17 protein-coding genes and 1 pseudogene are annotated in these 17898 nt (G+C 74.4%); 9 read left to right on the top strand and 9 right to left on the bottom strand.

Annotated features, from left to right (window positions below; genetic code table 11):
* Window positions 1–6: 6 nt before the first annotated feature.
* A complete protein-coding gene (locus HJG43_02895) occupies window positions 7–345 on the bottom strand; it encodes a DUF3017 domain-containing protein (GenBank protein ID UER53676.1) in 339 nt (112 codons plus the stop codon).
* A gap of 53 nt (window positions 346–398) precedes the next feature.
* On the opposite strand from HJG43_02895, the gene HJG43_02890 reads away from it, so the two are divergent.
* Window positions 399–1607 carry an FAD-dependent oxidoreductase gene (locus HJG43_02890; protein ID UER55648.1) on the top strand — a complete coding sequence of 403 codons (1209 nt, stop codon included), beginning with the start codon at window positions 399–401 and terminating at the stop codon, window positions 1605–1607.
* Window positions 1608–1637: 30 nt separating this feature from the next.
* On the opposite strand, the gene purH is transcribed toward HJG43_02890, so the two are convergent.
* Together purH and HJG43_02880 are read right to left on the bottom strand one after the other, a co-directional pair.
* Window positions 1638–3230, bottom strand: a complete 1593-nt coding sequence (gene purH / locus HJG43_02885) for a bifunctional phosphoribosylaminoimidazolecarboxamide formyltransferase/IMP cyclohydrolase (GenBank protein ID UER53675.1) — start codon at window positions 3228–3230, stop codon at window positions 1638–1640.
* The gene (locus HJG43_02880; GenBank protein ID UER53674.1) at window positions 3227–3886 is read right to left on the bottom strand and encodes a phosphoribosylglycinamide formyltransferase; all 660 of its coding nucleotides are present in this window, start codon (window positions 3884–3886) and stop codon (window positions 3227–3229) included. The genes purH and HJG43_02880 overlap by 4 nt, the downstream gene beginning before the upstream one ends.
* A 74-nt stretch (window positions 3887–3960) precedes the next feature.
* Here HJG43_02880 and HJG43_02875 point away from each other — a divergent pair, with 74 nt between their 5' ends.
* The 3 genes from HJG43_02875 to HJG43_02865 all read left to right on the top strand — a co-directional run bounded on the left by HJG43_02875 (window position 3961) and on the right by HJG43_02865 (window position 5236).
* Window positions 3961–4476: a hypothetical protein gene (locus tag HJG43_02875; GenBank protein UER53673.1), complete on the top strand. Its 516-nt coding sequence runs from the start codon at window positions 3961–3963 to the stop codon at window positions 4474–4476.
* A 62-nt stretch (window positions 4477–4538) separates the two neighbouring features.
* Window positions 4539–4826 (top strand): antitoxin, encoded by a 288-nt coding sequence (locus tag HJG43_02870; protein ID UER53672.1) that lies wholly within the window; start codon window positions 4539–4541, stop codon window positions 4824–4826.
* A complete protein-coding gene (locus tag HJG43_02865; GenBank protein ID UER53671.1) occupies window positions 4823–5236 on the top strand; it encodes a type II toxin-antitoxin system VapC family toxin in 414 nt (137 codons plus the stop codon). Before HJG43_02870 ends, HJG43_02865 begins: the two co-directional genes overlap by 4 nt.
* 10 nt (window positions 5237–5246) lie before the next feature.
* On the opposite strand, the gene HJG43_02860 is transcribed toward HJG43_02865, so the two are convergent.
* From HJG43_02860 to sucC, 3 genes are all read right to left on the bottom strand, one after another.
* A complete protein-coding gene (locus HJG43_02860) occupies window positions 5247–6536 on the bottom strand; it encodes a hypothetical protein (protein UER53670.1) in 1290 nt (429 codons plus the stop codon).
* 86 nt (window positions 6537–6622) lie between these two features.
* Window positions 6623–7516, bottom strand: coding sequence for a succinate--CoA ligase subunit alpha (gene sucD, locus HJG43_02855; protein ID UER53669.1), 894 nt, complete (start codon window positions 7514–7516; stop codon window positions 6623–6625).
* Between the two features lie 11 nt (window positions 7517–7527).
* Complete coding sequence (gene sucC / locus HJG43_02850; GenBank protein ID UER53668.1) at window positions 7528–8733, bottom strand: ADP-forming succinate--CoA ligase subunit beta; 1206 nt, start codon at window positions 8731–8733, stop codon at window positions 7528–7530.
* Between the two features lie 118 nt (window positions 8734–8851).
* Between sucC and HJG43_02845 the strand changes: the two genes are divergently transcribed.
* Both HJG43_02845 and HJG43_02840 read left to right on the top strand, forming a co-directional pair.
* Entirely contained in the window at window positions 8852–9850 is a 999-nt protein-coding gene (locus HJG43_02845; GenBank protein UER53667.1) for a hypothetical protein, read from the top strand.
* 100 nt (window positions 9851–9950) lie between these two features.
* Window positions 9951–10355 carry a cobalamin B12-binding domain-containing protein gene (locus HJG43_02840; protein UER53666.1) on the top strand — a complete coding sequence of 135 codons (405 nt, stop codon included), beginning with the start codon at window positions 9951–9953 and terminating at the stop codon, window positions 10353–10355.
* 58 nt (window positions 10356–10413) lie between these two features.
* On the opposite strand, the gene pcrA is transcribed toward HJG43_02840, so the two are convergent.
* A complete protein-coding gene (pcrA, locus tag HJG43_02835) occupies window positions 10414–12780 on the bottom strand; it encodes a DNA helicase PcrA (GenBank protein ID UER53665.1) in 2367 nt (788 codons plus the stop codon).
* A 77-nt stretch (window positions 12781–12857) separates the two neighbouring features.
* Here pcrA and HJG43_02830 point away from each other — a divergent pair, with 77 nt between their 5' ends.
* Entirely contained in the window at window positions 12858–13565 is a 708-nt protein-coding gene (locus HJG43_02830) for a PIG-L family deacetylase (GenBank protein UER53664.1), read from the top strand.
* A 192-nt stretch (window positions 13566–13757) separates the two neighbouring features.
* Here the strand turns inward: HJG43_02830 and HJG43_02825 are convergent.
* Window positions 13758–15570, bottom strand: a pseudogene (locus tag HJG43_02825) (bifunctional metallophosphatase/5'-nucleotidase).
* Between the two features lie 381 nt (window positions 15571–15951).
* The gene (locus tag HJG43_02820; GenBank protein UER53663.1) at window positions 15952–16290 is read right to left on the bottom strand and encodes a hypothetical protein; all 339 of its coding nucleotides are present in this window, start codon (window positions 16288–16290) and stop codon (window positions 15952–15954) included.
* 233 nt (window positions 16291–16523) lie between these two features.
* On the opposite strand from HJG43_02820, the gene HJG43_02815 reads away from it, so the two are divergent.
* On the top strand, window positions 16524–17099 hold the full coding sequence (locus HJG43_02815; protein UER53662.1) for an NUDIX domain-containing protein: 576 nt from the start codon (window positions 16524–16526) through the stop codon (window positions 17097–17099).
* The gene (locus tag HJG43_02810) at window positions 17096–17872 is read left to right on the top strand and encodes an NTP transferase domain-containing protein (GenBank protein ID UER53661.1); all 777 of its coding nucleotides are present in this window, start codon (window positions 17096–17098) and stop codon (window positions 17870–17872) included. The genes HJG43_02815 and HJG43_02810 overlap by 4 nt, the downstream gene beginning before the upstream one ends.
* The last annotated feature ends 26 nt before the right edge of the window (window positions 17873–17898 follow it).

Here is a 17898-nt window from a genome sequence, read left to right as displayed (position 1 = left end):
CCCCGCTCAGCCGCCGGGGGCCGTCGCCGCGAGCACCGCGAGCAGCACGGCGAGCACCACGAGCACCAGCACGTCGAGGGTTCGGGTCCGCACCACGAGCGGGGCCACCGCCCGCGCGGGCAGCAGCGCCCGTGCCGCGGCGGCCCCGAGCAGCTCGCCGGCCAGCAGCAGCGAGGACCCGCGGAAGCCCAGCACCGGCAGGAGGAGGACCGGGACGACGACCGCGGCCCCGACGAGGACGACGACCAGCCGACTCAGCCGGTCCAGCCGGTCGGGTCCGGTGCCCGGCCCCCGGTGGGGTCCCGTGCCCGGCCCCCGGTCGGGGGCGGGAGTCGTGTCGGGCACGGCCGGAGGTTAGCGTTGCGGCCGTGCCCAGCCCTGGACGCCGCCCCGACAGCGTGCTCGTCGTGGGTGCCGGGCTCGCCGGGACCTACGCCGTCGCCGGCCTGCGCCGCCGCGGGTTCGACGGCCACCTGGTGATGGTCGGCGCCGAGCCGCACCGCCCGTACGACCGGCCCCCGCTGTCCAAGGCGGTGCTCACCGGCGGGCACACCACGCGGCTGGAGGACGACCTCGGGGAGGACCTCGACGTCCTGTGCGACGAACTGCTGCTCGACCACCGCGTCACCGGCCTGGACGTCGACGCCTCCGGGGTCGTCATCCGCGGCGAGGGGTGGGACGAGCCGGCCGACGCCGTCCTGGTGACCACCGGCGCCCGCCCGGTCGTGCCCGCCGGCTGGGACGGGGTGCTCGTGCTGCGGACGCTCGACGACGCGGCGCGGCTGCGCGCAGCGCTCGTGCCCGGTGCCCGGCTGGTCGTCGCCGGCGCCGGCTGGATCGGCGCGGAGGTCGCCTCCTCCGCGGCCGCCGTCGGCTGCCAGGTCACCGTGGTCGAGGCGCTGCCCACCCCGCTGGGCCGCGAGATCGGCACCGTGGGGGACCTCACCCGCCCCTGGTACGCCGCCGCCGGCGTACAGCTGCTCACCGGGCGCCGGGTGGTGTCCGCCACCGGGGAGCGGGTGGTCCTGGACGACGGGGAGGAGCTGGTGGCGGACGCGGTGGTGGCCGCGCTCGGCGTGCTGCCGGACGCCGGCTGGCTGGGCTCGGGCGCTCACGGCGTCGAGGTGGGCGCCGACCTGCGCGCGGTCGGTCCGCTGGCGCCGCACGTGCTCGCCGCCGGTGACTGCGCGGTGCGCTGGTCGCCGCGCTACGACCGCTGGGTCGCCGGCGGGCACTGGGAGGAGGCGATGCTCGCCGGTGACGCCGCGGCGGCGACGCTGGCCGGTGAGGACGTCGTCCACGACCCGGTGCCGTACGTGTTCTCCACCCAGTTCGGGCGGGAGGTGGCGCTGGCCGGCCGCCCGCACGCCGGGGCCAGGGTGCTCGTGCGCGGTGAGCCGGCGGCCGGTGAGGGCTTCGCCGCGGCGTGGGTGCTGGCCGACACCGCCGGGCAGGACCGGCTGGTGGCGCTGCTCACCGTGGACCGTCCCCGGGACGTCGCGCAGGCCCGCCGGGCGCTCGGCGGCGCGGACGGCACCGGGGTGCCCGTGGACACCGCGGCGCTGGGCGACCCGGACGTCCCGGTGCGGGCCGCGCTGCGCGGCTGACTCACTCGTCCCTGGCCGGCGTCGGCACAGTCAGTGCGCGAAGTGCCGGGTGCCGGTGAGGTACATCGTGACCCCGGCCTCGCGGGCCGCGGCGACGACCTCCTCGTCGCGCACCGACCCGCCGGGCTGGACGACGGCCCGCACCCCCGCGTCGATGAGCACCTGCAACCCGTCGGGGAAGGGAAAGAACGCGTCGGAGGCGGCGACGGCGCCGCGGGCCCGCTCGGCGCCGGCCCGCTCGACGGCCAGCCGGCAGGAGTCCACCCGGTTGACCTGACCCATCCCGATCCCGACGCTCGCACCGCCGGCGGCCAGCAGGATCGCGTTCGACTTCACCGCGCGGACGGCGCGCCAGGCGAAGGCGAGGTCGGCGAGGGTGGCGTCGTCCGCGGGGTCACCGGCGACGAGCCGCCACGTGGCCGGGTCGTCGCCGGCGGCGTCCACGGCGTCGCGGACCTGGACCAGCATCCCGCCGGACACCTGACGCCACTCCACCTCGTCGCGCCGGTACCCCTCGGGCAGCTCGAGCAGCCGGACGTTCTTGCGGGCGGTCAGCAGGCGCAGCGCGTCGTCGGTGAACGACGGGGCGACGACGACCTCGGTGAACACGTCGGCGAGCTGGGCGGCCATCCCGGCGGTCACCGGGCGGTTGGCGGCGACGACGCCGCCGAACGCCGACACCGGGTCGCAGGCGTGGGCGCGGGCGTGGGCCTGGGCGACCGGGTCGGCCGCGTCGTCGTCGGCGACCGCGATACCGCACGGGTTGGCGTGCTTGATGACCGCGACGGCGGGCCGCTCGTGGTCGAACGCGGCTCGCACGGCGGCGTCGGCGTCGACGTAGTTGTTGTACGACATCGCCTTGCCGTGCAGCTGGGTGGACTGGGCGACGCCGGCCGGGGCGTCGACGTCGACGTACAGGGCGCCCTTCTGGTGCGGGTTCTCCCCGTACCGCAGGACGTCGGCACGCTCCAGCGCCATCCCCGCGTAGGGGGGCCACCAGTCCTCGTCGACGGCGAGCTCGGCGGCGCACCAGCGGGCGACGGCGGTGTCGTAGGCCGCGGTGTGCGCGAAGGCCCGGGCGGCGAGCCGGCGCCGGGCAGCCAGGTCGAACCCGCCGTCGCGGACCTGCCGGAGCACGTCGTCGTACCCGCCGGGGTCGACGACGACGGCGACGTTGGCGTGGTTCTTGGCGGCGGCCCGGACCATCGCCGGCCCGCCGATGTCGATCTGCTCGACGACGTCCTCGATGCCGGCGCCGGAGTGCACCGTCTCCCGGAACGGGTAGAGGTTGACCACGACGAGGTCGAAGGCCTCGACGCCGAGGTCGGCCAGCTCCTGGACGTGACCGGGGTTGCGCCGGTCGGCGAGGATCCCGGCGTGGATCCGCGGGTGCAGGGTCTTGACCCGGCCGTCGAGGCACTCGGGGAAGCCGGTGACCTCCTCCACCGGGGTCACCGGGACGTCGGCGGCGGCGATCCGCGCGGCGGTCGACCCGGTCGACACGATCGTCACGCCCGCGGCGTGCAGGCCGGTGACGAGGTCCTCCAGGCCGGTCTTGTCGTAGACGCTGACCAGGGCGCGGCGCACGGGGGTGCGCCCGTCGGCCTCTGGGGTGGCACTCATCCGATGGTCACCTTCCTGCCGGAGACGGTCCAGCCGTCGCGGGCCATCCGCCCGACGACGTCGACGAGCATCCGGCGCTCGTGGGTCTTGATCCGGGCGTGCAGGGTCGCCTCGTCGTCGTCCGGGGCCACCGTGACCGGGTGCTGGGCGACGATCGCGCCGGTGTCCACCCCGGCGTCGACGAGGAAGAGGGTGGTGCCGGTGACCCGGACGCCGTAGGCGAGGGCGTCCCGGACGGCGTGCGCCCCGGGGAACGCCGGGGACAGGGCCGGGTGGCTGTTGAGGCAGCGGCCGGCGAACCGGTCGAGGAAGGCCGGGCCGACCAGGCGCATGAACCCGGCGAGGACGACGAGGTCGGGGCGGTGGGCGGCGACCCGCTCGGTGAGCGCGGCGTCCCAGGCGGCCCGGTCGGGGTGGGCGGCGAGCGTCTCGACGAACGTCGGGACTCCCGCGGCCCGGGCCCGCTGCAGCCCGGGCGCGTCGGGGCGGTCGGAGCCGACCGCGACGACGTCCGCGCCGTAGGCGGGGTCGGCGGCGGCGTCGAGCAGCGCCTGGGCGAGGGTTCCCGTCCCGGAGAGCAGGACGACGAGCCGGGCGGGGACGGACGGGGTGAACCGGTGGCGGCCGGCGGAGGCCGGCGTCGCGTCGGCGGTCACGGTCAGAGACCATAGTGTGCGGGAGGGCGCCACCCGAGCGGTGCCCGCCCCCGACCCGGACGAGGAGGTGCACGGTGGGCAACCCCTACGCGCCGCCCGAACCGGGCCGCCCGCTGCCGGACCGTCCGGCGGGCCCGCCGTCCAGCCGGCCGGACCAGCCCGACGGGCCGGACCAGCCGGGGCCACAGCCCCCGCCTGCGGATCCTGAGCAGCTACGGGACCTCGCCCGCCGCGTCCTGCGGTTCTCCCTGCTCATGCTCGGCGGCGTGCTGGCCCTGCAGCTGCCGGTGCCGTGGCAGGCCTCGGGCATCCTGCTGACCGGGGCCGGGCTCGTGGTGGGGGCCGGGGCACTGCGGCGGGCGCTGCGTGCCCGGGTGCGCACCGCGCTCGTCGTGTCCGTCGTCGTCGGCCTCGCGATGGGCGGGCTCGTGCTCGTCCTGCACCTGGCGATGCTGGCGGTGTGGCCGGCCGCCCTCGAGCTGCAGGAGTGCCGGGCCCGGGCGCTGACCGTCAGCGCCGAGGACGAGTGCCAGGCCCAGTACGAGGAGTGGCTGCTCGAGCGCAGCGGCTTGCCGGAGCCGCAGGGGTGATGAGAGGGGCCCTGGCGCGGGTGTACCTTGAGCCCTCGACATGCACATGCTAGTGTATGTGCATGTCTGTGTTGGAGAAGCGCCTCCAGCTCTTGCTGGACACCGAGCGCTACGAACTGGTCTCCGCAGAGGCGAAGCGGACCGGGAGGAGCGTCGCCTCGGTGATCCGGCAGTCCATCGACGAGCACTTCGAGGACCGGGCGGCGACTATCCGCCGAGCCGAGGCGGCGGGGCACTTCCTCGAGCTGACGGCGCGGGCACATCCGGGCCCGGGCCAGTCGTGGCAGGAGATGAAGCAGGAGCTGGAGGAAGACCTGACCTCCTACGTCGAGCACAAGGCGTCGTCGTGAGGCGCTTCTTTCTCGACACCTCCGTGCTTCTGCTCGCGGTCGGCGGAGACCATGAGCAACGGTCCACGTGCCGTCAGATCATCGCCGGGATCCACGAGGGCGACGTCGACGGGCACGCCAGCGTCGAGGCCGTCCAGGAGTACGTCCACCACCGTCGCCGCCGGTCCGAGCACACCGCGGTCGACGAGGCCCTGGCCCTGTGCCGGATGCTGACACTGCACGCCTTCGACGAGGAGGTCCTCGACGGCGCCTTGCGGCTGATGGCGACCAGCCACGTGCGCGGCAGGGACGCCGTCCACGCGGCAACCGCTCTACGGCACGGCTTCGATGAGATCGTCTCCGCCGACCGGGACTTCGACGACCTGCCAGGTCTGCGGCGACGGGACCCGGCCGACGCCAACGCCCCGTAGGGCGGCGGCGTCACCGGGCGCGCAGCGCAGCCACCCCCAGCGCGACGGCGCAGCCCACGGCCACCTCGACGCCCACCGCGGCGCCCACCGCCCAGCCCTGCGGGCCGACCTCGGCGAGCCGACCGGGCCCGGCCGGTCCGGACGCCACCCAGGCCAGCACGGCCGCCAGCCCGCCGGTGACCAGCCCGGTGAGCGCGACGTCCCGGCCTGCCGCCGCCCAGCCGCCCGGCGCCCCGCCGCGGTCCCGCAGCAGCCGGCGCCCGGCGAGCACGCCGAGCAGCACCGGCCCCACGAGCACCGCCCAGCCGGCCGTCCCGAGCGGGTCGGGCAGCGCGCCGAGGACCGGCAGCGCGGGCACCGGCCCGAGCTCGACGACGGCCGGGGACACCACCGTGCCCTCCCCCACCACGAACCCGGGCCCGGCGAGCCACGCGGCGGCCCAGACCACCAGGGTCGGCAGGAGCAGCAGCTGGGCGGCCACCAGCCCGGCGCCGCCGAGCACCCCGGGGTCCAGGGCCCGGTGGGCGGCGGTGACGTCACCGCCGTGCACGGCCAGCGCGGCGGCCAGCAGCAGCGCCCCGGCGCCGACCCAGCCCGCCGTCGCGAGCAGCGCGGCGGGCAGCACCCGCCGCAGCGCCGCCGGCACCCGCAGCCGGTCGGCGACCACCGACCACGGCCGCGACCGGCCCGCCGTCCGCCAGGTGTGCAGGACCGCCGCCCCGCTGACGAGCCCGGCCAGCACCGCCCCGCCGGCAAGGGCCTGCCCGGACAGCGGGCGGGCGACGGGGCTGGCGGCGAGCAGGCTGACGACGGCGGCGAGCAGGCCGTAGGCGGCGGCGTAGGTGACGACCGCGCGGCGGGCGGCCCGGGCGGGACCCCCGGTCACCGGTTCCGCCGGCGGCGTCCCGGACGTGGCGGCGGACAGGCCGAGAGCGATCGCGAGCCGCCGGCCGGCGGCCCACGACCACCCGCCCACGACGAGGGTGAGACCGAGCGGGACGACGGCCAGCTGCCCGCCGGGGACCGCGATCCCGGTGTGGTGGGCCAGCAGCCACGCGTCGGCGGCCACCCGCACCGCCTCGACCCACGTCGCGCCGGTGTCGGTGGCCGCGATCCACACGGCGACGACGGGGGCGACGACGGTGAGCAGCGACCCGACGACGGCCTGGACGGCGGCCAGCGCACCGAGGGCGAGCGGGGAGCGCAGCGGGGCACGGCCGCCTCCGGCGCCGCCGGTCGCCGGTGGCGGGGCGGCCGCCACCGCGCCGGCGGCGACGGAGGAACGCGACAACAGGCTCATGACGCCCCCATCGTCCGGGACGGGCCGGGCCCGTCCGGCGACCGACACGCCCCCTTCGCCGGATGCGGCGACCGAGTGGCCCCGGTTCAGCCCTGCAGGCCGCGCATCACCTCGCGCATGAGGTCGGCCGTCTCGGAGGGGGTCTTGCCGACCCTGACCCCGGCGGCCTCCAGGGCCTCCTTCTTCGCGGCGGCGGTTCCGGAGGAGCCGGAGACGATGGCGCCGGCGTGCCCCATCGTCTTGCCCTCCGGGGCGGTGAAACCGGCGACGTAGCCGACGACCGGCTTCGTCACGTGCTCGGCGATGTAGGCGGCGGCGCGCTCCTCGGCGTCCCCGCCGATCTCGCCGATCATGACGATGGCGTCGGTGTCGGGGTCGGACTCGAACGCCTCCAGACAGTCGATGTGGGTGGTGCCGATGACCGGGTCGCCGCCGATGCCGACGCAGGTGCTGAAGCCGAAGTCCTTGAGCTCGTACATCATCTGGTAGGTCAGCGTGCCGGACTTGCTGACCAGGCCGATGCGGCCGGGCGGGGTGATGTCGGCGGGGATGATGCCGGCGTTGGACTGCCCGGGGCTGATCAGCCCGGGGCAGTTGGGACCGATGAGCCGGGTCGTGCCGGCCTCCCGGGCGTAGGCGTAGAACTCGGCGGTGTCCCTGACCGGGATGCCCTCGGTGATGATGACGCACAGCGGCATCGCGGCGTCGACGGCCTCGACCACCGCGTCCTTGGTGAACGCCGGCGGGACGAACACCACCGAGACGTTCGCCCCGGTGGCCTCCATCGCCTCGGCGACCGTGCCGAACACCGGCAGCTCGACGCCGTCGGCGAAGGACGCGCGCTGGCCGGCCTTGCGGGCGTTGACCCCGCCGACGACGTTCGCGCCGGAGCGCAGCATCCGCTGGGTGTGCTTCATCCCCTCCGAGCCGGTCATGCCCTGGACGATGATGGTGCTGCTGCTGTCGAGGAAGATCGCCATCTCGGGTCCCCTTACTTCGCCGCGAAGGCGAGCTCGGCCGCGCGGCGCGCGGCGGCGTCCATCGTGTCCACCAGCTCAAGGGACTCGTGCCCTGTGTCGACAAACTCGTCGAGGATCCGGCGGCCCTCGTCGGCGTTGTTCCCGTCCAGCCGGACGACGAGGGGCTTGGAGATCTCCTCGCCCTTGGCCTTGAGGGACTCGATCGCGCCGACGATGCCGTTGGCGACCGCGTCGCAGGCGGTGATCCCGCCGAACACGTTGACGAACACGCTCTTGACCTGCGGGTCGGACAGGATGATCTCCAGGCCGTTCGCCATCACCTCGGCGGACGCGCCGCCGCCGATGTCGAGGAAGTTCGCCGGCTTCACTCCGCCGTACTCCTCACCGGCGTAGGCGACGACGTCGAGGGTGCTCATCACGAGCCCGGCGCCGTTGCCGATGACGCCGACCTCGCCGTCCAGCTTGACGTAGTTGAGGTCCTTCTCCTTGGCCGCCTGCTCGAGGGGGTCGGTGGCGGACCGGTCGACGAGCTCGGCGTGCTCGGGGTGGCGGAAGGCGGCGTTGTCGTCGAGGGTCACCTTGCCGTCGAGGGCGATGATCCGGCCGTCCTCCGTGCGCACCAGCGGGTTGACCTCGACGAGGGTGGCGTCCTCCTCGCGGTAGACGGTCCACAGCAGCTGGGCGACCCGGACGACCTCGTCGCGGACGTCGTCGGCGAACCCGGCGCGCTCGGCGATCTCGCGGGCCTTCGCCTCGTCGATACCCGTGAGCGGGTCGACGTGCACCCGGGCCAGGGCCTCGGGCCGCTCCACAGCGAGCTGCTCGATCTCGACGCCGCCCTCGACCGAGGCCATCGCCAGGTAGGCGCGCTCGGCCCGGTCGAGCAGCAGGGAGATGTAGTACTCCTCGGCGATCCGGGCGCCCTGGGCCACCATCACCTGGTGCACGGTGTGGCCCTTGATGTCCATGCCGAGGATCTGCTCGGCCTTCTCGGCCGCCTCCTCCGGGGAGTGGGCGAGCTTGACGCCGCCGGCCTTGCCGCGGCCGCCGGTCTTCACCTGCGCCTTCACCACCACGGTGCCCCCGCCCAGCTGTTCCCCGCCCAGCTGCTCTGCGGCCGCCCGGGCCTCCTCGGGGGTCCTTGCGACCACTGCGTCCAGCACGGGCACCCCGTGCTTGGCGAACAGGTCGCGCGCCTGGTACTCGAACAGGTCCACGTGCGCCGTCCTTCGTCGTCGAAGCGGAAGCCGATCGGTCGCCGAGCCTATCGGCAGCCTCCAGGGCGCCTGCCGGGCGTCCGGGCCCGGCACCTGGCCGCCGTGCGACCCTTCCCCTGTGCGCACAGGGGCGTTCGAGGGCTGGCGGGGGGTGCTGCTCACCCTCGTCATCGGCACGGTGGTGACCGCCGTGGCCATCGCGGTCGCGCTGTGGGCGAGCCGCGACTACGAGGGCGTCAGCGAGATCATCCGGACCGAGCCGGGTGCCGTCGAGCTGCCCGGTGAGCTGGTCTGCACCGCCACCGGCACCCCGGAACCGGTCGACGGCCCGGTCGGTGCCCGGTCCGTGGTGGCGCTGCGCTCCGGCGAGGCGCTCGTGCTGGCCGGCGACGGGCAGCTGTGGCGCGGGGACCCGTTCTCCGGCGCGCTGGAGCCGTGGACCGCCGGCCCCGGTCCGGCCGACCTCGGGGTCGGCGAGCCGCTGCTGCTGGGCGAGGAGCCGATCCGCCGCGACGTGTTCGTCGTCGGCACCGACGCCGTCGCCGCCGTCGACGTGCGGACCGGGGCGGTCCGGTCCCGGCAGCCGCTGCCCGGCGGCGTCCAGGTCGTCTCGGTGACGGCGACCACCCGGCAGGTCTACCTCGTCACCGAGAGCGGTGAGCTGTACGCGGCGCGCTGGGCGTACCGGCGGATCGGGGAGGTGCACCCGGCCGACACCCGCGACGTCCCGCCCGTGCACCGGGCGCTGGCGTCCCGGGACGGGCAGGTGCTGCTGCTGGCCACCGACGGCCCGCTGACCCGGATGGCGACGGCGACCGGCGGCGGCCAGCCGCTGCCGGTGCCGGCGGCCACCCCCGACGCGATGACGATCGGCTGGGACGGAATGGTGCACCTCGCCGACGGCTCCCAGGTCCGGGTGCTCGACCTGGGCGACGGGTGGGTCACCGGCCGGCTCAGCGGCTCCGTCACCGACTGGGCGAGCGACCCGGTCGCGTTGACGGGCCTGGAGCACGGTCTCGTCGTCGTCGGCGCGGACGGCTCGGTGCGCACCACCGCCTACCCGCAGTGCAACCGGGAGGAGCTGACCCGGCTCCCGGCCACCACCGAGGGGACGTGAGGCCCGCTCCCGGGCCGAGCCCGGCTGCGCCGCCGGCCCGTCGGTTAGTCTGCGAACGCCGCGACGAGGCGGCTACGAGTCGACGGAAGGCAGCACCACGATGGCCACGACCTCCCCGGTACGCATCGTCGTCGCCAAGCCCGGCCTGGACGGGCACGACCGCGGCGCCAAGGTCGTCGCGCGAGCGCTGCGCGACGCGGGCATGGAGGTCGTCTACACCGGCCTGCACCAGACACCGGAGCAGATCGTCGAGGCAGCCATCCAGGAGGACGCCGACGGCGTCGGCCTGTCGGTGCTGTCCGGCGCCCACATGACCCTGTTCCCCAGGGTCGTCGAGCTGCTGCGGGAGCGCGACGCCGAGGACATCGTCGTGTTCGGCGGCGGGATCATCCCCGAGGCGGACATCCCCGAGCTCGAGCGGCAGGGCGTGGCGAGGATCTTCACCCCGGGCGCGCCGACGTCCGAGATCGTGGAGTGGGTCCGCGAGCACGTGCCGGCTCACTGACCGGCTCCCTTGCCGGTGCCACGGCCGCGCGGCGAGGGGCGCGGCGCATCCGCCGGGTTCAGAGCTTCTCGACCGGCGCGTAGCGCAGCAGCAGGCGCTTGGTGCCCTCGGAGCGGAAGTCGACGTGGGCGACGGTCTTGTCGCCCTCCCCCTCGATCGCCACGACCGTGCCGAGGCCGAACGTGTCGTGGGTGACCTTGTCCCCCGGCTGCAGCGCGAGCACCGGCCGGTCCCCGGGGGTGCGGACGCCGGGGCGTCCGGCGAGCCGGGCCACCGCCGGCTGGGACCCCGGCCGGGTGGCGGTGGTCTCCTCTCGCTTCCACGAGACGAGCTCGCCGGGCAGCTCGTCGAGGAAGCGCGAGGCCGGGAAGTACCGAGGTTGTCCCCACGCGCTGCGCACGCCCGCGCGGGTGACGTACAGCCGGCGCTGGGCGCGGGTGAGGCCGACGTAGGCGAGCCGGCGCTCCTCGGCCAGCTGGGCGGCGTCCCCGAGTGAACGGACGTGCGGGAACGTGCCGTCCTCCATCCCGGTGAGGAACACGACCGGGAACTCCAGGCCCTTGGCGGTGTGCAGGGTCATCAGCGTGACGACGCCGGTGTCGTCCTGCCCCGAGGGGATCTCGTCGGCGTCGGCGACCAGGGAGACCCGCTCGAGGAACTCGTCGAGACCGCCCTCGGGCTCGGACTGCTCGAACTCGCCGGCGACCGCCACGAGCTCGGCGAGGTTCTCCACCCGGGACTGGTCCTGCGGGTCGTGGCTGGCGCGCAGCTCGTCGAGGTACCCGGTCTGCTCGAGCACCGCCTGCAGCACCGTCGCCGGGCCGGCCCCGGACTCCACGACCGTGCGCAGCTCCTCGACCAGGGCGGTGAACGACCGGATGCAGGTCAGCGACCGGGCGGCGATACCCGGCGCCTCCTCGGCACGCAGCAGCGCCTCGGCGAACGGGATCCGCTCCCGCTCGGCCAGCGCGGCGACGGACGCCTCGGCCCGCTCCCCGATACCCCGCTTGGGCACGTTGAGGATCCGGCGCAGGTTGACCGTGTCGACCGGGTTGGCCAGCACGCGCAGGTAGGCCAGGGCGTCCTTGACCTCGCGGCGCTCGTAGAACCGGGTGCCGCCGACCACCTTGTACGGCAGCCCGACCCGGACGAGGACGTCCTCCAGCGCCCGCGACTGGGCGTTCGTGCGGTAGAACACCGCGACGTCGCCGTACCGGACCCCCTCGGTGTCGTGCAGCCGGTCGATCTCCTCGGCGACGAACGCGGCCTCGTCGTGCTCGGTGTCACCGACGTAGCCGACGATCTGGGCGCCGGTGCCGGCCGACGTCCACAGGTTCTTCGCGCGCCGGTCGGGGTTGCGCGCGATGACGGAGTTCGCGGCGTCGAGGATCGTCTGGGTGGACCGGTAGTTCTGCTCCAGGAGGATCGTGCGCGCGTCGGGGTAGTCCTTCTCGAACTCGACGATGTTGCGGATCGTCGCCCCGCGAAAGGCGTAGATGGACTGGTCGGCGTCGCCGACGACGGTGAGCTCGGCGGGGGGCACGGCCACCTCGCTGCCCTCCCGCACGGTGCTGCCGTCGACGGCGCGGACCTCCCCCCGGGCCGCGGCCTCGGACACGGACCCGCCGACGAGCTCACGGACGAGCACGTACTGGGCGTGGTTGGTGTCCTGGTACTCGTCGACGAGGACGTGCCGGAACCGGCGCCGGTAGTGCTCGGCGACGTCCGGGAACGCCTGCAGGATGTTGACCGTCGTCATGATCAGGTCGTCGAAGTCGAGCGCGTTCGCCTGCCGGAGCCGCTGCTGGTAGCGGGCGTAGGCCTCGGCCAGCACTCGGTCGGCGCCGCTGCCGTCGGCGGCCTGGGCGGCGTAGGTCTCCTCGTCGACGAGCTCGTTCTTGAGGTTGGACACCTGGGCGCTCAGCGAGCGCGGCGGGTAGCGCTTGGGGTCGAGATCGAGGTCGCGGCACACCATCCCCATCAGCCGCTGGGAGTCCGCGGCGTCGTAGATGGAGAAGCTCGAGCGCATCCCGACCCGGCCGGCCTCGCGCCGCAGGATCCGCACGCAGGCGGAGTGGAAGGTGGACACCCACATCGACTCGGCGCGCGGGCCGACGAGGGCGGCGACCCGCTCGCGCATCTCGGCGGCCGCCTTGTTCGTGAAGGTGATCGCCAGCACCTGCCCGGGGCGGACGCCGCGCCCGGCGAGCAGGTAGGCGATCCGGTGGGTGAGCACGCGGGTCTTGCCGGACCCGGCGCCGGCGACGATGAGCAGCGGGCCGCCCTCGTGCAGCACGGCCTCACGCTGCTGGGGGTTCAGGCCGGCGAGCAGGTCCTCGGTGCGGAGGGCGGGTGCCGCGGCCGGCTGGGGCCCCGGTCCGCCGCCCGGGGGCGGCAGCTGCAGGTCGTCGAAGAGGGTGCTCATCGTGTGGTCCAGCCTACGGCGGACGACGGACAGCCGGTTCCCGGGCGGACGGCGAGGGTGGCGGTTAGCGTGGTGGCATGCCGCTGACCGCCGTCCCGCGCGCCCTCGTCGTCGCCGCCCACCCCGACGACATCGACTTCGGCTCCGCCGGCACGGTCGCGACGTGGACCGCCGCCGGCACGCAGGTGACGTACCTGCTGTGCACGTACGGTGACGCCGGCGGCTTCGACGACACCCCGCGCGAGGAGGTCCCGGGCATCCGGGCGGCCGAGCAGCGGGCCGCCGCGGCAGCGGTCGGCGTCCACGACGTCCGGTTCCTCGAGGGGTACCGGGACGGCTACCTCGAGGTCGGGCACGACCTCGTCCGGGACCTCACCCGGGTGATCCGGCAGGTGCGGCCGGTGCGGGTGCTGGCGCCCAGCCCGGAGCGACGGTGGGACCTCTTCGCGGCAGGCCACCCCGACCACCTGGCGTGCGGGGAGGCGGCGGTGCGGGCGGTGTACCCGGCGGCGCGCAACCCGTTCGCCTACCCGGAGCTGCTCCAGGACGAGGGCCTCGAGCCGTGGGTGGTGCAGGAGCTGTGGCTGGCGGCACACCCCGACACCGACCACAGGGTCGACATCACCGACGTCGTCGACCGCAAGCTCGACGCGCTGCGCGCCCACCGGTCGCAGACGGCGCACCGCTGGGACGAGCTGGCGGCCCAGGTGCGGGAGGGGATGGCGCAAGGCGCCGGCGGGCCGGGGCGCTACGCCGAGCACTTCAAGGTGGTGGCGACCGGCTAGCCCCAGAGGACGGCGATGAACACGTTGAGGACGGCCAGTCCGCCGACGGTGTGGACGACCGCGGGCGAGGCGTCCTTCTTGCGGTAGGCGAACGCGAGCGCCGCGACGACGCAGGACGAGGAGCAGGTCGTAGGGGAGAGTCACGCCCCGAGCCCATTCGGGCTCGGGGCGTGACTCAGGGTCGGGTCGTGCTCAGGACAGCGGCACGATCCGGGTCGGGGTCGTGACCGCCGGGTACTGCTGGGCAGAGACGACGCCGCCCAGCGTCTCGACCAGGTAGCCCGTCAGGGCGGCCTGCTGCGTGGAGGGCAGGACAGTGAACGGCTGGCCGGCGAACATCGTGTAGCCGTCCTGGCCGCGCAGCAGGAAGTCGATCGACGCCAGGGAGATCGTCCCGGAGTACACGATCTCGCCCTCGGTAACCACCGACGTGCCGTCGTTGAGGGTCAGCGACTGAACCCTACTGCCGACCGGGGCGGCAGGGTCGTAAGTGTACGAGAAGCCGGCCACTTGGGCGAACGAGCCGGTCGCCGAGACGGAGCCGTGCTCGACCGCCGCCACGAACGCCTCCACCGGGAGCGCCGGCGCTACGGAGACGAAGTTCGGGAACGGCACAACGCTGTAGGTGTCAAACAGCGTGAGGTCGCCCGCCGGGATGACCGAGTCGTTGCGGATGCCACCGCCGTTCTGGATCGCCACCTGCGGCGGCGTCACGCCGTTCTCGGCCGCGAGCCGCTTTCCCTCGGACAGGAGGGCGTCAGTGACCAGGTTACCGAGGTTGGTCTCCTTGGAGCGGATGCTGACGCGCGTTCCGTCCAGCGGCACCTCGGTCGTCGCGACGACCGTCTCCTGCAGCGACTCGACGAACTCCGCGACCGGCTGCTCGACGATGCGCAGCACCCGAGCGTCCGGCTTGACCGCGTCCGGCCCGAGCGAGGTCACTGGGATCGGCCGGCTCGCCTCGTCGTCGACCGACACCACGTTGCCGTCGCGGTCGAACTGCACGACCAGCTTGCCGACGTACCGGTACAGGCCGGAGGTGGTGACCACCGGGATGTCCGCACCATCGGCGGCCGTGACCACCTGTGGGTAGGAGTAGCCGGGGTTGCGCGTGTCGCCCGGGAGAATCTCGTCGCCCGCGCTGGCCATGACCTCACCGCCACCGGCGCCGACCACGACATCAATGTTCTCGAGCTCCGCAGCCAGGGCGATCTCGTTGTCGATGTCCTGCAGGTGGGAGACAAGGATGATCTTGTTCACGCCCGCCTTCTCGAGCAGCTCGGCCTGCGCGTTGGCGATACCCGCGAGGTCCGGGTCCACCGCGACGTTTCGGCTGCTGGTCAGGGACGACAGCTCCGGCGTGGTCAGGCCGATGACGCCGATGCGCTCACCGCGCTCCTGGACCACGGTGGCGTCGACGATGGTGCCGTCGTCCACGAAGGCCCTGGAGCCGCGGCTCGCCACTGAAGTCCAGGTTCGCGGCGACGAACGTGGTGCTCTGGTCGACCTGCGCGAGGAAGTCGGCGAAGAACTCCGGACCCAGGTCGAAGTCGTGGTTGCCGATGGCGCTGACGTCCCAGCCAGCCGCGTTGAACGCGAGGGCGTCGTAGAACGGGGCACCCTCCTGGCGGCTCGCGTCGAGCTGGGCACTCGGCAGGTACAGGTCACCGCCGTGGATGGTGATGACACCGCGCTTGGTTCCCGGCGCGGCAGGCGGTCCGGTGACGGCAGCGTCGCGCTGCTGCTGCACCAGCTCGGTGAACATGGCCGCACCGGCGACCTCGGCGATCACGGCGTCCTCACCGCTCCCGTAGGTGCGGGTTATCGGCAGCAGAGCGGACTCCGTGTCGTTGGCGTGCAGGACCGTGAGGGTGAACCCACCCTTGTCCGCCGCCTTGCGGCCCTCGCCGGGTGCCGCCGTGGCCGCACCTGCGGCGACGGTCGCCACCATGGCGCCGGAGGCGATCACCGAGGCGGCGATGCGCCGGCTGGTTGCGATGGACATGTGACTCCTTGACTGGATGAGTCCGTTGGGTAGTGGGACCTTAACCCGGCTGTGGGACATGCTGGTAGGTAACAGATGACCCGTGGGCAACCGAACGTTTGACATCCGGGACAGGTCCACCCTCATCTGTCGTACTGGCGCTCGTCGCCCTCGGCAGGCGATCAGCCCCGCCGGGACGGCTCCGTACACCCCGACAGCTCCGGCGCCAGTGGCACGATCCCTCTCGGGTGGGTCTGCTCATGCGTGCCCGTAGTGGTGCCGCTTGATGTGGTCGAAGTCGACCGTGTCGCCGAAGTCAGCGGATGGAGAAGAGGCGAGCGTGGTCCACGGCCGACGTTCTTCCTGTGCGGCGGGATCACTTCAGGTGGTGGTGGCGACCGGCTAGCCCCAGAGAACGGCGATGAGCACGTTGAGGATCGCCAGCCCGCCGACGGTGTGGACCACCGCGGGCGAGGCGTCCCTCTTGCGGTAGGCGAACGCGAGCGCCGCGACGACCAGCGCGACGACGAGCTTGACCCCGATCTTGGCCTGGTCGACGTCCGCGTCCAGGGCGGCCTCGGCGACCCCGACGAGGAGCAGGCCGGTGACCACCTGGAGCAGGGACCCATGCACCATCCCGACGACGATCCGCGGCGAGCGCAGGACCGTGAGGTAGCCGCCGATGATCGCGGCCAGCCCGATGAAGTGCAGGACGAGGAGCAGGTCGTAGAGGAGGGTCACGCCGGCAGCCTAGCCAGGCTGCCGGCGTGACCCTAGGTGGGCCGCTGCCGCGGGGTGCTCAGCGGGCCTGGGCGAGGCCCTCCTCGACCATGAGGTCGAGCGCAGGGGTGAGGAACACCCGTGGCGTGGTCGCCCCGGACGCCGGCCTCCGGGACGGAAGGTGCCGACGCAGAGCCAGCGGCGATGCGGAATCCCGGGCGGCGGGGTCCCGAGCAGGCACCTAGGGTGACCGCATGTCGGGCACGCTGAGCACGCTGCGACGCCGCGGGCACACCGCCGCGCTGCTGACGTTCCGGTGGCTGCCCGCCCCGGTGCGCCGGCGACTGGTGGGGGCGGTGACCCCCGGCTTCACCGTCGGCGCGGTCTGCGCGGTGCAGCACGGTGACACGCTGCTGTTCCTGCGCCAGCCGCACCGGGAGGGGTGGAGCCTGCCCGGCGGCCTGCTCGACCGGGGCGAGGCCCCGGCGGACGGCGTCGTCCGGGAGGTGCGCGAGGAGACCGGCCTGCGGATCGAGGTCGGGCTGCCGCTCACCACCCAGGTCAACGCGACGGTGCGCCGGGTCGACGTCATCTACCGGGTCCGGGTCGACGAGCGCCCCCACGTCGAGCCCGGCGGGGAGGCCAGGGCCGCTCGCTGGCTGCGGCCCAGGGAGGTGCTCGAGGACGCCGACGGCCCGACCCGGGAGATCCTCGCCCTGCTGGAGCGGGTGGCCGCGCCCGGCGCCTACGACGGTCGAGTGGTCGCACCGGACAGCCCGCCCCCGGCTGCGCCGCCCCGGCCAACCCCTCCCCAGGCCAGCCCGCAGTGACCCGGCCGGCGGGCGTCGTCCTGGCCGCCGGCCACGGCACCCGGCTGCGGCCGCTGACGACGCTGCGCCCCAAGGCGCTGTGCCCGGTGGGCGGCGTCCCACTGCTCGACCGCGCGCTGGCCCGGCTGGCGCCTTACACCGGCGCCGGCCCGGCACACCTCGCCGTCAACGCGCACGCCCTGGCCGACCAGGTCGTCCGGCACGTCGGGGACCGGGCGCACGTCAGCGTCGAGCAGCCGGAGGCGCTGGGCACGGCGGGCGCCCTGGGCCGGTTGCGGGACTGGGTCGGCGGGCGCGACGTCCTGGTCACCAACGCCGACGCGCTGCTCGTCGGACCGCTGGACGAGCTCCTGGAGGGGTGGGACGGCGAGCGCTGCCGGCTGCTCGTCGTCCCGGCCGAGGGAACCGGCGACTTCGACGGGCACCGCTACGTCGGCGCCTGCCTGCTGCCGGGCCGCCTCGTCGGCGGCCTGGCCGCGGAGCCGTCCGGGCTCTACGAGGTGCTGTGGCGCCGCGAGCACGAGGCCGGGCGGCTGGAGCTCGTGACGTTCACCGGGACGGCGATCGACTGCGGCACGCCGACGGACTACCTGCGCGCCAACCTCACCGTCTCCGGGGGAGCAAGCGTCGTCGGCCGGGGGGCCGTCGTCGAGGGGACGGTGGAGCGCTGCGTCGTCTGGGACGGTGCCTACGTCGGGCCCGGGGAGCACCTCGTCGAGGTGGTCCGGGCGGGGACGCGTGAGGAGCCGGTCACCGTCCCGGCGCCGCAGTAGGCGCCCTTGGTCAGTGCCTGAGCCTT

The sequence above is a fragment of the Kineosporiaceae bacterium SCSIO 59966 genome, assembly GCA_020881835.1.
In the GTDB taxonomy this organism is placed as follows: Bacteria; Actinomycetota; Actinomycetes; order Actinomycetales; family SCSIO-59966; genus SCSIO-59966.
The sequence above is the reverse complement of the archived record's forward strand: the minus strand, read 5'-3'. Positions and strand labels throughout refer to the sequence as shown.